The sequence below is a fragment of the Methanobrevibacter sp. TLL-48-HuF1 genome (assembly GCF_023617305.1).
Taxonomy (GTDB): Archaea; Methanobacteriota; Methanobacteria; order Methanobacteriales; family Methanobacteriaceae; genus Methanocatella; species Methanocatella intestini.
Map to the genome: position 1 here is coordinate 145,845 of NZ_CP081485.1, position 13,684 is coordinate 159,528.

Here is a 13,684-nt window from a genome sequence, read left to right on the forward strand (position 1 = left end):
ATCACAAATCGTAAGTTTTTAAATTTTCATAAACTGGGCCGGAAGGTTTTAAAGTACTTTTCTTAAAAGCAATATCTGAAACATTCATTTCTCCAATTTCAACATTTTCAAACTCTTCAATAACATCCTTAACCTGATTCTTTCCTTTAGCTGATTTCATACGACCAATAGTAAGATGTGTTGAGAATTTTTTATCCTTATCAAAACCAATAGCTGCAAATTCTTTATCTAATTTATCATGCAACTGGACTAAAAGTTCATCACTTTCAACTCCAATCCAGATAACTTTTATATGATTGTTATTAGGAAAAGCACCGCAGCCAGTTATTTTAATATTAAAAGGCTCAAAATCATTAACTACCTTTTCAATCCTGTCAGAAATTAAATCTATACCTTCTGTATCTATATCTCCAAAGAATTTTAAAGTAAAATGCAAATTATTTAAATCAACAAATTTAATGTTTGCATCAATTTTTTTAAATTCTTTTATGATTTTATTTATTTTAGGTTTAAAATCATCATCTAAACCAATAGCTAAAAAAGACCTGATCTGAGACATTAAACCACCTTTATTGTTCAATTATTGTTTCATCAATAGCTATACCAAAATGTCGGGCATTTGATTCAACATATACTTTAACTTCATCCCCTACTTTTATATCAGCTACTGATAGAGGATTATCATCAGCATCAACTATTCTAATTGTTTCTGCATTCTGAAGAAGTGTTCTGATTGTTTTACCTTCATATTCTGCTTCAATTAATATTAAAGGTCTTCTTTCAATTTTACTTCTTCCGACATAGGCAGTTCTTGTTTCCCCTTTTGTATTAACAATTAAAACTTCATCTCCAGCAACAAGTTCTGATAAGTATCTTGTTTTATTGCCTGGAACCATTACATATGCCTGAACAGGACCTGCATTTACTCTGAATGGTCTTGATGCTACATATTCACTTTCAAGTGACTCACTATGTACTAAAAATAATGATTTGGAATATGATCCAATTAACATACCTTCTCCAGGTTTCATCATGTCAGTAGTGTCAACACAGACTCTATCACCGGAACCTAATGGTTTAACATTAGTAACAGTAGCTACTTTTAAATCATATTTTATTTTAGAAGCATCTACAACTAACTGTGCTATTTTTTTAATCTGATTAAAATCATTTGCTTCAAATATTACTCCATCAGTACCATGCTCTAAAGTTTCAACAGCTAATTTAGCACCGTCTTCATCTGCTACTGCAGCTATTATTTCCACATCCTCTTTTTGCAAGTCTGCAATAATATTTTCCAATGGAATAACTGTCCAGTCAGTACTTATTAAAATAATGTAATCAGCAACAGAACCTAAACTGACAGCTAATTGCTCATGATTTTTATCTGTGATTTCCACATAAGCACAAACAGTTTTGCCTTCTCTTTTAGCTTTTTTTGCTTCCTGTAAATCTTGTGATTGATTCAAATCTTCACTAAGGATTAAAGATCCGTCACCTTCACCATTTATTCCAACAAGATAAATGTCTGCATCATCACTGTTAGCTACTGTTTTTACATTACCTAATTTTTGGATTTTATCACAGTCTTCCAAATCCAAGACATAGCTGATGCCTGATTCCAATGCAGTTGTAATCATTTCTTTTTTATCATCCCATGGTTTATTTGGAGTCATTATCCAAGCGAATTTATTTTCCACAAAATCACCTTATTTCAAGAATTTTAAAGCTTCATCTACTTCTAAATTATTATGTACCACTTCTGAAATAGCTCTGGTTATTTTACCCGGATTTTCAGCCTGGAAAAGATTACGTCCAAATGCTACACCTGCTCCACCAACTTCAATAGAATCCTTTACCATCTGCAATAATTCTTCATCAGTGTCGACTTTTGGACCTCCTGCTATTACTACAGGTACTAATGCTCCTTCAACTACTTCTTTAAATGAATCAGGATCACCAGTATAATTAGTTTTTACAATATCTACACCAAGTTCTGAACCTACACGTGCAGCATGTTTAACTAACTCTACATCATGTTCATTTTCCACTTTCTGACCTCTTGGGTACATCATAGCTAAAAGAGGAATTCCCCAGTAGCTGCAGGTTTCAGAAATTTCCCCTAATTCCTGTAACATTTCACTTTCTGTTTCACTGCCTAAATTAACATGAACAGATACTGCATCTGCACCTAACTGAATAGCTTTTTCAACAGAAGTAACTATTACTTTATTATTTGGATTTGGTGCTAAGGAAGTACTTGCAGATAAATGTACAATAAGACCAATATCTTTACCGTATCCTCTGTGGCCCTGTTCTACAATACCTTTATGCATAAGTATTGCATCTGCTCCACCTTGGGAAATGCTTTCAACAGTTTTGTCTATATCTATAATACCCTTCATTGGGCCATCAGAAACTCCATGGTCCATTGGAGCTATTACAGTTCTACCGGTATGTCTGTTAATGATTCTTTCTAAACGAATCTTTTTACCAATCATCATATTTAATACCTCATTTATAACTATGAGTAATATTATCTTTAATGCACTATATAAACATTAATACATCATATAAAAAAAGCTAATTTTAGGTTAAAAATATAAAAAACATTAGTTAAAAAAAGTTAAAAAAGTATCAAATTAATGATACTTTCTATTTATTCTCTTTTAAATGATACACCAATAATAGAGAATAATGCTAATATAAGAATAGCTACTGGAATACCGGTTTTTGCTAAATCAGATGAAGAAGTAGTAGCTTGACTATCATTAAATACTACATCATCAGCACCATCACCAGTAACATGAACACTATTTGAATCAGGAGTATTCACAACTGTATCTTTTGAATTATCATCATTATCTACAGTAGTGTTTGTTGAATTATCTCCAGTGTCTACTGTAGTATTGGTTGTATTTGTATTGTTAACAGTTGTATTAGTTGAATTTGTAGTGTTAACAGTAGTATTTGTAGTATTAGTACCATTTACAGTAGTATTAGTTGAATTTGTAGTGTTAACAGTTACATTTGAGGAATTGGTAGTGTTAACAGTTACATTTGAGGAATTTGTAATATTTACAGTGACATTACTTTGATTTGTAATATTTACTGTACCATTAGTTCCATTAGTAACATTTAAAGTACCATTAGTAGTTACATTTGTTGTATTTCCAGTTGTTATATTAGTGGAATTTACATTATCAGTACTGTTTGATGAATTAGTAGTATTATTTACAGTACTTGCATTTTTATCAGTTACAACAGATTCATTTCCATGATCTGGAATAACTGGAGTATTATTATCATTATCGCTTATAATTGCATCATTTACAGCATCAATATCAACTGCACCTACAGTACTTAATGAAAGTAAAGCTACAATTAAAGCAGTTATTAAATATTTCATATTCATTTTTTAAAATCTCCTAAAAATTAAAATACACATAAAGTATACATAATTTATATTAGTCAAAATAATATATAAAGATTATGGTTAATTTATTTTAAAATTATCAAAGTGTAATCAGATAAATCTTTAAAAAATTTTTATACAAACACCCCATTAACAATATAAATAGCATATAATATCCAAACTAATATTTTAAAAGAAATAAAGCAAAATAAATGAAAAAATATTCAAAGTTAAACACAATATAAATAAAAGTTAAAAATAATATATGCAACTATGAAAATGATATTAATTCATTCAATGAAGATTACAATTTCTACAAAGCCAAAAAAATAAAAAGAAATCCAAATTAATGAATTTCCTTTAATTTACATAATCTATTCCACAAATTCTTTTAAACGCACATTTATTACAATGTTGATCTTTTTGACGAGGATATTTATTTTCATCAATATTCTTTGCCACAGTATCCATTTCTTGCATAATCTCATTAATCTTATCATAATCCACAGGAATGCCCACTAATTTCCTTGATTTAATTGCATAAACTTTTAGTTCACTAATTTCTTTATTTTTCCATTCCTCTAATGATTTTAAAACACCAACATAAACATACAACTGTTTTTTATGCCATTTCATATATTTAGCTTCAGAACTAGTATATTTATAATCCAATAAACCAATTTTACCATCATCAGTTTCATATATTAAATCAATAGCTCCGGTTATACCATAATCTTTATTTTTTACATTAAATTGAACTTCAGAATCAATTACTTTTATTTTATTTCCAAATGTATGATAATAATGAATAACATTATCAACAATATCATCTAATTTATCTGTTTTTAATTTCTGTTTTCTATCATAAGCAATGTTGGGATTTGTGTAGAACAAGTTTTCAACAATGTTTTTGACCTCATCATCACCCAAATATTCACCAGTAGCTTTTATGCGTTTATTAATTACTTCTAAAGCTTTATGAATTACTTTACCATAAGTAATTTGAGTTTTATCAGAAATTTTAAAATGAAAATGATTTAATAATTTGTTTCTAAACGGACATTGAAGATATGATTTTAAAGAAGTGAAACTTAACTCTAATAATTCCTCTTCAAAATCTGGTTTTTTACAAACGGTTTTTGGAATTTCAATTTCTTTTGCTTGAAGAGACATAGCATAATTCTTATTTATAAGTAAATCTTCAACTAAAGAAGAACCTTTATAAGTAATTTCATTTTCTTTATCTGATGGAGGAACAAGTGAAGATAAAACTAAAATGTCTTGAGCTCTTGTCATTGCAACATAAATTATCCTATTTTCTTCTTCTTCATGAATTAAAACTTCTTCTGACTCATTTTCAAAATCTTTATATTTTAAAAACTCATATGGAGTAAAAAAAGCAGGTTTTCCATGAATATAACCATTATCAGGATTTGGACTTATAAATTTAGATGGGAATTTTTTATCAGAAAATGAAGCTACAATAACAACTGGAAACTCCAATCCTTTAGCTTTATGAACAGTCATTAATTGAACACCATTAGGATCCACATTTGAAGATCCATAATCCTCAATATTAGTATATAAAAACCAAAAAGCACCACGAATAGCTTTATTATAATACATTTGCTCATAATTATATAATGTATTTGATATAAAAGCTAAATTACTAATTTCATCTTGATTATTAGGATTATTGATGAAATCTGCATTAAAATAATCATTTATCTCTAATAATCGCATATAAATTTCCAAAATAGTTAATTTGTTTTTATATTCAATATCTTCAGATAAAATATTTTCACGAATTTCAAATAATTTATCAAAAAAAGCCAAATCATCTTTATTCTTAATTCCCCACTTTTCTAAGTTTTGAACATTTAAATAAGGAAAACTGACTTTATTTACAATATCTTTTAATATTTCTTGACCATTTTCAAATTCAGGTTTATTATATTTTTTAAATACTCCACCAAAACTTCTAACTCTACTTTTTTTACCAGTGACTTCAATACTCACATCTTTTTCAGCTGCAACAACATCATTTTCATACTGTTCCTGAATATTAAAAAGAATTTCTTTTGTTTCATCAGACAAATTACAGAGCTTCATTTTAAAATCAGTGTCAGTAAATGCCTTTAAGTTAAGCCATTTCTTTTCCCAGGAGTTCATTATATGATGATCTTTATCTTCTGAAATAACATAATAAATCAATGTTAAAATAGATTTAATTTCATCTTTATCCAGTAAATCTTTATTTCCTTTAATAGCATAAGGAATATTATTTTCATTAAGTAAATTCATTAATGGTTTAATACAATTACCATTACTAGTAACAGACCTTGTTAAAACAGCTATTTCATTATAATTATCAATTTTACCAGTTTCTTTTAAATATTTAATAAATTCGCAGATATTTTCTGCTTCATTATCTTTATCTTCATTAGAAATATAATAAATCGGGAAATCAATGTCCCTATTACCTTTTAAATCCTTTTCAGAATGAACATCTCTTTGAGGTTTAATAAGTGCTTCAGACACATCAATTATCTGATTAGTTGAACGATAATTTGTATTTAAACTTATTCTTTTAACATCATATTCATTAGATAACTGTTCAAAGTAATTGTCATAAGAACCTCTAAAACCATAAATACTTTGATCAATATCTCCTACAAAAGTAGCACTATCACAATTTTTCATTAAAATTTTAAAAATTTCCATTTGAATAGGATCAGTATCCTGGAATTCATCAATTAAAATATTTTTAAAAACAGAATCTGGATTTTCTCTAAGATATTCCAGTGCTTTTAGTTGCATATGACCAAAATCAATAACATTTTCTTTTTCCATTAATTCTTTATAAATTGGATAAGATTTAGCTACTTGTAAATACAAGGCATTGTAATAAGATTGTTTAAATTCCTTATTTTCCTTAACTTCCATTTTAGGAAATTTACCTTCATTTTCTTCCATATATTGTTCTACAAAATCAATGTAATCTTGACTAATTGGATAATTATCTTGAATATATTTTATAAGATTTTGTGAATCAACACCAAAAGTACAATATTCCTCATATTTATTAATAATGTTTTTAGCATCCCTTTTAGAAGCATAAGCTATTCCAGTGAATCCTAACTCTTCAAGATGTTTTCTAACAAACATATTAATTTTTTCACCTAAATCATCACCAATAATACTTAAATTAACATACCCTGCTTTTTCTAAAATTTTAGCACAAAAACCATGAATAGTAGATATCTGCATTTTTTGAACATCTAATTCTGATATATTATCTGTTTCTTCACTTAATCTTGTTTTTAATTCATTAGCTGCTTTTTTTGTAAAAGTAATAACAAGTAAACTTTCAGGATCAATACCTTTATTATTTAAAAGATATTTTACCCTTTCAATTAAAACTGTAGTTTTACCAGAACCTGGGCCTGCTTCAATTAAAAGAGGTTTTTTACCATCATACATAACAGCTGCTTCTTGATCTTCATTTAATTTTTTAGGTTTTATTTTTTGTTTTTTAGGTTTAGATGGAACAAATTTAGGTTGATTTTCAATTAAAATTTCTTCAGGAGGACTGTAAATTTCACTAATTTCTATATTATGAGTTTTTGCAAATTCTTTAATTGCTAAATCAATATGCTTTTTTAAATCACTTTTAGGAACATAATCCTTAATAATTAAATTTTCAAGCTCTTTATTACTTTTATCCGATGTTTGCTCGTTAATACTATTTAATTTAGATTCAAAATCTTTTCTCATTAATTCATTTTCCTCATTAATAATTAACATCATTTTTTCTAAATTAAGTTTATCCTCATCTGATTCTTTTTTTAAATTTTCAATTTCATTAGAAACTATCTTATAAATTTCATCTTTTGGAGCATAATTATCTGTAACAAACTTGCTTAAATCAGCATTAGAATATTCCATTGTTAAATTGTCAATTTTATCTTCAAGATTTTTTCTTGAAGAATCATATTTTTTTGAAAGATTAAGTAGTTCTTTTTTAAAATTAGCTTTATCTTCACTAGATTGTATCATAGCCAAATTCACAGCATCATTAACTATTTTACCGACATCTTCTTTAGAATAATAATTATCTGCAATAAAATTTACCAATTCTTCTTTATTATTTTCAGAATAATTGATTTTAAGATCATTAAATTTAGATTCAAAACCTCTTTTTAATTCTTCGTTTTCTTTTGAAAGATTAAGTATTTTATTTTCAAGACTAGCTTTATCTTCACTAGATTGTATCATAGCCAAATTCACAGCATCATTAACTATTTTACCGACATCCTCCTTAAGAATATAATTATCTTCAACAAGATTAACTACCTCTTCTTTTTTACGATTTATTTGTTCCATCTTAAATTCTAACATATTCAACAATTTATTTTCAAATTTTTCTATGTCTTCTTTAGATACTTGACTTTCTTTTTCAATCTGGGTTAAAATATTTGTATCAAAATCAGAATTATGAATAATTTCATTATTATAATCCTCCATAAACCATACAGATATATTAAATATAACTTTTAAAAAAGCTAATGCCACTCTTTCATTTGACGAAGAATCACTATGTCTATCATCATTACGGTATTTTCTTGCTTTTTGAAGCAATTTCTCTGATTTGGAATCAATGACTTTCTTATTTTTTAAATCAATTATTTTTTCAACATATGTTTCTTTAGGATGAATTCTGGCATTTTCAAGTAATATATTTAAAATTCTTTCAAAAAATTTAGAACCTGAATTAATAGCTCCATTAGGGTCTTGTTTAACTTTTTTTTCCATGTCATGAGCCCAATCAAATAAATCAGGATAGTCTTCTTTTAAAAATTCAAAATTTGTTGGCATACTGCACCTATAAATAACCTATTTAAAAAATCAAGTAAAAATTTACTTATTAATCAATAAATATACTTTTGTTAATAAATTATTTATAATTAGCTATTTTTTCCTTAAAGAAGGTGTCCATAATTCAAATTCTTTAATTTGAGGAGGAATTCCTTCATCAATGTAAGATTCCAGATGGCCTTCATGAGATTTAAAATCTTCATAGCCTACAACAGCGGAATTACAAAAATCAACTAATCCCTTATTTCTAATTATTGAATGAACTGGTTTGAATGTTGATGACCAAATGTAAAATACTTTAAAAACAGTGTCAGGATGATATCCTCCACCTAAATCAACAGATAAAACATCACACTTTTGAGTTAACCTAAAAGCTTCCAGAAGAATCTCATGGCGTCTTACATCACCAGATATAAATGTTAAATTGGAATAATCATCAGCAAGTTTTTCCATTTTCCCTACAGCTTCAGGACTATTATCAATAGCTATTATGTTAACATTGTCAAATTTATCCAAAATTAGTTTTGTAGTGTTTCCTACATGACATCCCAGCTCAACAATAACATTTCCGTCATTGACTATGTCAAATAGCTGTTTTCTATATTCTTTTATATCATAGCTAATGTTTATCATATTTTATACCAATATTATCCAGTTCATATATATCTAAACCTTCAATGTTTAAGTTTTTGAAAACATCTTCATTATATGCAAAGGCAAAAACTGTATTTCCAAGCATTGCCATTGAAGAACCTAAAATATCATCCAAAGAATTAAAATAATCAATAAGTTCACTTACTTCATCAGACATCAGATTTGTCTTTTTTGAAAATTCAAAAGAAAAGTCTAAAAAATTCCCAATTGACGGATTTTCTACAAATCTGTTTTTTAACTCCAAACCTGCATCTGAAATTATTTTTTTATATTCTGGATTCTGAATAACAGATGCAGTGTCAATTTCACCAAATGTTTTAGTAGCTATTATGATTTCTTCATCAGGAAAAGATTTTATTTCACCAATCCCCGGAGCTCCAGCCTTTGTTCTTAAAACTATGCCTTTACCCATTTGAGCTATTACATCACCTAACCCGGAACCTAAATTAATTTCTGCCCTGTGAGCTATCTGACCGCATTCCTCTAAAGTATATCCTAAACTGAAAAATTCATTTAAAGCAATAGCCAGACCTAATGCAGATGCAGCTGATGTTCCAAATCCCGCTCCAATTGGAAGCTGAATATCCTGAGTGATTTTAACCGGTTTTTCAATCTTTAAAATCTTCAAAACTTCATTAATAACTGTATAATCTCCCTGATTAACTTCAATTTCCAAAGTATCACAAGAAGAAATATCTGTTAAAACACCTCTGTTTACTAAAAAACCAGCTCCACAGGACCCATTTTTTAAAGGATTTGCATTATTTTCAATGCTAAAAAAACCGGTAATGTGACCTGGAACAAAAACTGAAATATCCATACTATAAAATTACTTTTTAATATTATTTAAATCTCATTACCTGTTAAAAAATTTATAATATTAAGATGTTTAACTCCCATATAAGACATATCAAAATCATCTAATGAAAGAACATATTTTGGATAATTGTCATTTACCTTTAAAAGTGGATCAAATTCTCTTTTATGAATTTCTTCATTAGCTAGAATATAAGTTACCTGAATATAAATTTTTTCAGAACCTTTTCTGCAAATAAAATCAATTTCTTTAGTATTGTATTTACCAATATTAACTTCATATCCTCTTCTAAGTAACTCAAAATAAACAATATTTTCTAAAGACTGACCTATATCCAAATCTTTTTTTAAAATAGATTCTCTAAAACCTAAATCCACAACATAATATTTTTCCAAATGATTTAATATTTTTTTACCAATTAAATCCTCTCTTTTCACCTTATATATCAAACAAGCCTCTTCAAGATAAGAAATATAATTATAAACAGTATTTACAGAAACATTTATCCTATCTTTTTTAAGATATTTAACAATACTATTAGCTGAAACCAACTGACCTATATTTGATACTAAAAAATGAGTTAATCTAATTAACAAATCAACATTTTTAATATCAAACCTTTTTATAATATCATTAAATACAATTGAATCAAATAAATCCTTTAAATATTGGATTTTATTATTCAATTCAAATGATGCTGGAAATCCCCCAAATGTTAAATATTCCATGAATAATTCTTTTTCGGACAAATTAGAATCTTTGTTATATTCCAAATATTCAACAAATGAAAAAGGAAATATTTTAATATTAATATAACGTCCTGTCAAATATGTTGCAAATTCACCACTTAATAATTTAGAATTTGATCCTGTAACATAAACATCAAAATTATCTAATGAAAAATATGCATTTACAAGTCTTTGCCAACCTTCAATTCTTTGAATTTCATCAAAAAACAAGTAATATTTATCTGTTTTATTAGATTTGCTTTTTATATATTCATTTAAGTCATTTATTGTTGAATAACTAAGAAAGTCTGGTGATTCTAAATCAATGAAAATAATATTTTTCTCTTTTATTCCATTATTTTTTAAATGATTAACAACCTGTTGTAACAATACAGATTTGCCAGAACGCCTAACTCCTGTTAAAATCTTAATAATATCCTTATCAATTAAATCAATTATTTGATTTAAATAATGTTCTCTTTTAATCATATTTTACCACCATTTCTAATAAAAAAAATCTTACCTATAGAAAAAATATTTAATTAAATGAAATTTTTTCTTTATACTGAAAAAATTATTAAATAATTTCTTTTTTTTCATTAGACAATATAAATTTTATAATTAAAAGTAGTATTTTAAAATATTTAAAATTATTTAAATTATAAAAAAATATTACATAAAACAGCAATAAATAAAAAAAACTTTAAAAAAAATTATAAATTATCATTAATCCAGTATTTGACTTTGTTTTTTGAACCTAAAACATCACTGCCCTTAATTTCAAGACCATTTCTAATATCTGCACCTTTACATAGCTTTTTTAATTGTTTTTTAGATTTTCCAAAACCTGAACCCTCATGAGTAACAAAAGGTTTTACAACTTTACCTTTAAAATCCAATTTATCTAACTGAGATTCAAAAACAATCGGCATTTTTCCCCACCAAATGGGAAATCCTATATAAACCCCTTCGTAATCTCCAACATCTTCAAGGGTTTCCTTTAATACTCTGCCATTTTTCTCATTTTTAGTTACTTCAGTACATTCCATATAATCTTCAGGATAGGGGATTTCCGGTTCTACCTTAAAAACATCTCCATTAGTTATCTCTTTAATATAATCGGCAATGACTTCAGTATTTCCTTTTTCAACTACTTTCAAATCCCCCTCATAATAATTTTCACCTGCACGGGAAAAATATAAAATCAAATCTCCAGACATAAATATCTCCTTATTATCTAAATATAATTTATATAAAAAACAGTTATTAAGTATATTCCATTTTAAAAAAAATACTGGGCAATATTTATTTATTATATTTGATATAACTCAATAATATAACAATTATACTGGGGAGAAAAACTTTGAATAAAAGAATAGATTTACATATGCACAGTTTATTTAGTGACGGAGAATTATTGCCTTCAGAATTGGCCCGAAGAGCTGCTAATTTAAATCACGAAGTGATAGCTATTACCGACCATGTTGATTACTCCAATGTTGAGCAGATACCACAAATACAAAAAGCTATTGACGATATTAATGCCAACTGGAACATCAAGGTTGTTTTAGGTGCTGAAGTAACTCATGTTCCTACAGAATCTATTGACGGAGTAGCTAAAAAAGCAAAAGATTTAGGTGCACAAATTGTTGTTGTTCATGGTGAAACATTAAATGAACCTGTAATTGAAGGAACCAATTATGCTGCAGTCAACAGCGAATATGTAGACATTCTAGGCCATCCCGGTTTGATTACTTATGAAGAAGCTCAAATTGCAAAAGAAAATGGAATCTATCTGGAAATAAGTGCAAGAAGTGGCCATTGTCTTGGAAACGGTCATGTAGCCAACATAGCCAGTGAAGTAGGTAATAAATTACTTGTAAATACAGATACACATTCACCGGATAATCTAATTACCTTTGAAAAATCTTATGAAATAGCTCTTGGAGCAGGATTAAGTAAAAAAGAAGCTATGGCAGCTATTGTTGATAATCCTCGGGAATTACTTAAATCTAAAGGGATTTTATGAAAGCATCAAAATTACTTAATGAAATAAGAGAAAACCTAAAGGATTATCCGATTGATTATCTGAAAAACAAGGTAACTGATGATAGATATAAAGATCCCCTTACCAAATCACTGGCCAAATATAATTCTGGAGTTTATGATGAAATCTATGAAAAAGAGCTTGAAAATGATTTCAAAATAAACGATGGAGTCATTCAAAAAATAAAAGGAGACATTAACTTTTATTTTGACAAATATGCTCCAAACGACAATGAAACTAAAGAATTTACAAAATACATCTCCCTGTATCTGGCACTAATAGCTAAAAAGCCTCTGCATCCTTATGGAAATGATCCTAAAGAAGATGAAGTTTACATGAAAAATAACAGCTATTACTGTAAAGGAAGAGCACAATTTATAAAAGACAGAAGATCCCTTTGCAAATACTGCATCTGTAAAAATCCGCCATTTGCATTTATATTTTAAAAAAAAAGAGAATAAATGAAAAAAATCACTTATTTAAAACTTTATACTGCAGGATTAAATCATCCCCTAATTTAAAAGAATCAAAAAGCTCCAATCTTACTCCTTCATCCATTGTGTCAAATCCTTCACCATCAAATAAAGTATGTGAATCCTTACCGCCAACAACAAAAGGAGCGACACAAATTCTCATTTCATCAATTAATCCTTCCTTAATCATTGAAAAGTTTAGAGTTGAACCTCCCTCAAGCATCAATGTTTTAATACCTTTTTCATAAAGATAATTCATTAAAGCTTTTAGGTCAACTCTTTTATTTCCGCTGAAAAAGAAGTCAATTCCCCTTTTAGTGAAATTAGCATATCTGTCATTTACAATAAAATCAAATTTATAGTCATTAGCTCCGGCTATTATGGTTTTTGCGTCTTTATTTGTTATACGTGCAGCTATTGGAGTTCTGCATTTGCTGTCTACCACTACACGAACAGGATTGTCTTCAGGATTTGCATCGATTTTATGAACTGTCAGTCTGGGATTATCTGCAATAACCGTATTGATCCCAACCATTATTCCATCAACTTCACGTCTAAGTTCATGAACTCTTTTCAAATCTTTTTCACCTGAAATATTGGAACTTCCAGTTTTAGTAGCTATTTTTCCATCTAATGTCATAGCTGCATTTAAAATAACATAAGGTTTCATTC

At 27.6% G+C, this 13,684-nt stretch carries 12 protein-coding genes; 2 read left to right on the plus strand and 10 right to left on the minus strand.

All coding sequences use genetic code 11. The features are described 5' to 3' along the window. Position 1 precedes the first annotated feature (1 nt). From thpR to K4897_RS00735, 9 genes are all read right to left on the minus strand, one after another. The gene (gene thpR, locus K4897_RS00695) at positions 2–559 is read right to left on the minus strand and encodes an RNA 2',3'-cyclic phosphodiesterase (protein ID WP_250416219.1); all 558 of its coding nucleotides are present in this window, start codon (positions 557–559) and stop codon (positions 2–4) included. Positions 560–569: 10 nt separating this feature from the next. Continuing rightward, positions 570–1,700, minus strand: a complete 1,131-nt coding sequence (locus K4897_RS00700) for a 3-dehydroquinate synthase II (protein ID WP_019263985.1) — start codon at positions 1,698–1,700, stop codon at positions 570–572. A gap of 9 nt (positions 1,701–1,709) precedes the next feature. Next, on the minus strand, positions 1,710–2,504 hold the full coding sequence (locus tag K4897_RS00705; RefSeq protein ID WP_019263986.1) for a 2-amino-3,7-dideoxy-D-threo-hept-6-ulosonate synthase: 795 nt from the start codon (positions 2,502–2,504) through the stop codon (positions 1,710–1,712). A 155-nt stretch (positions 2,505–2,659) separates the two neighbouring features. Next, on the minus strand, positions 2,660–3,415 hold the full coding sequence (locus K4897_RS00710; protein WP_011953652.1) for a hypothetical protein: 756 nt from the start codon (positions 3,413–3,415) through the stop codon (positions 2,660–2,662). A gap of 360 nt (positions 3,416–3,775) precedes the next feature. Continuing rightward, positions 3,776–8,293, minus strand: a complete 4,518-nt coding sequence (locus tag K4897_RS00715) for a UvrD-helicase domain-containing protein (protein ID WP_250416221.1) — start codon at positions 8,291–8,293, stop codon at positions 3,776–3,778. Between the two features lie 93 nt (positions 8,294–8,386). Continuing rightward, complete coding sequence (locus K4897_RS00720; RefSeq protein WP_250416223.1) at positions 8,387–8,926, minus strand: trans-aconitate 2-methyltransferase; 540 nt, start codon at positions 8,924–8,926, stop codon at positions 8,387–8,389. Next, entirely contained in the window at positions 8,913–9,767 is an 855-nt protein-coding gene (locus tag K4897_RS00725) for a pantoate kinase (RefSeq protein ID WP_019263990.1), read from the minus strand. The genes K4897_RS00720 and K4897_RS00725 overlap by 14 nt, the downstream gene beginning before the upstream one ends. Positions 9,768–9,793: 26 nt before the next feature. Beyond that, a complete protein-coding gene (locus K4897_RS00730) occupies positions 9,794–10,981 on the minus strand; it encodes an ATP-binding protein (RefSeq protein ID WP_250416225.1) in 1,188 nt (395 codons plus the stop codon). A gap of 224 nt (positions 10,982–11,205) precedes the next feature. Further along, positions 11,206–11,712, minus strand: coding sequence for a flavodoxin (locus K4897_RS00735; RefSeq protein ID WP_250416226.1), 507 nt, complete (start codon positions 11,710–11,712; stop codon positions 11,206–11,208). Between the two features lie 143 nt (positions 11,713–11,855). Between K4897_RS00735 and K4897_RS00740 the strand changes: the two genes are divergently transcribed. Further along, the gene (locus K4897_RS00740) at positions 11,856–12,521 is read left to right on the plus strand and encodes a histidinol phosphate phosphatase domain-containing protein (RefSeq protein WP_019266115.1); all 666 of its coding nucleotides are present in this window, start codon (positions 11,856–11,858) and stop codon (positions 12,519–12,521) included. Continuing rightward, complete coding sequence (locus K4897_RS00745) at positions 12,518–12,985, plus strand: DUF2115 family protein (RefSeq protein ID WP_019267465.1); 468 nt, start codon at positions 12,518–12,520, stop codon at positions 12,983–12,985. Before K4897_RS00740 ends, K4897_RS00745 begins: the two co-directional genes overlap by 4 nt. A 25-nt stretch (positions 12,986–13,010) precedes the next feature. Here the strand turns inward: K4897_RS00745 and K4897_RS00750 are convergent, their stop codons facing one another. Next, complete coding sequence (locus K4897_RS00750; protein WP_250416228.1) at positions 13,011–13,682, minus strand: 2,5-diamino-6-(ribosylamino)-4(3H)-pyrimidinone 5'-phosphate reductase; 672 nt, start codon at positions 13,680–13,682, stop codon at positions 13,011–13,013. Positions 13,683–13,684 lie beyond the last annotated feature (2 nt).

Bases quoted from the DNA above. Each gene is read 5' to 3' on its own strand.
- K4897_RS00710 (WP_011953652.1), bottom strand. From the start codon at position 3,415: ATGAATATGAAATATTTAATAACTGCTTTAATTGTAGCTTTACTTTCA.
- K4897_RS00720 (WP_250416223.1), bottom strand. From the start codon at position 8,926: ATGATAAACATTAGCTATGATATAAAAGAATATAGAAAACAGCTATTT.
- K4897_RS00730 (WP_250416225.1), bottom strand. From the start codon at position 10,981: ATGATTAAAAGAGAACATTATTTAAATCAAATAATTGATTTAATTGAT.
- K4897_RS00745 (WP_019267465.1), top strand. From the start codon at position 12,518: ATGAAAGCATCAAAATTACTTAATGAAATAAGAGAAAACCTAAAGGAT.
- K4897_RS00705 (WP_019263986.1), bottom strand. From the start codon at position 2,504: ATGATGATTGGTAAAAAGATTCGTTTAGAAAGAATCATTAACAGACAT.
- K4897_RS00750 (WP_250416228.1), bottom strand. From the start codon at position 13,682: ATGAAACCTTATGTTATTTTAAATGCAGCTATGACATTAGATGGAAAA.
- K4897_RS00715 (WP_250416221.1), bottom strand. From the start codon at position 8,293: ATGCCAACAAATTTTGAATTTTTAAAAGAAGACTATCCTGATTTATTT.
- thpR (WP_250416219.1), bottom strand. From the start codon at position 559: ATGTCTCAGATCAGGTCTTTTTTAGCTATTGGTTTAGATGATGATTTT.
- K4897_RS00725 (WP_019263990.1), bottom strand. From the start codon at position 9,767: ATGGATATTTCAGTTTTTGTTCCAGGTCACATTACCGGTTTTTTTAGC.
- K4897_RS00735 (WP_250416226.1), bottom strand. From the start codon at position 11,712: ATGTCTGGAGATTTGATTTTATATTTTTCCCGTGCAGGTGAAAATTAT.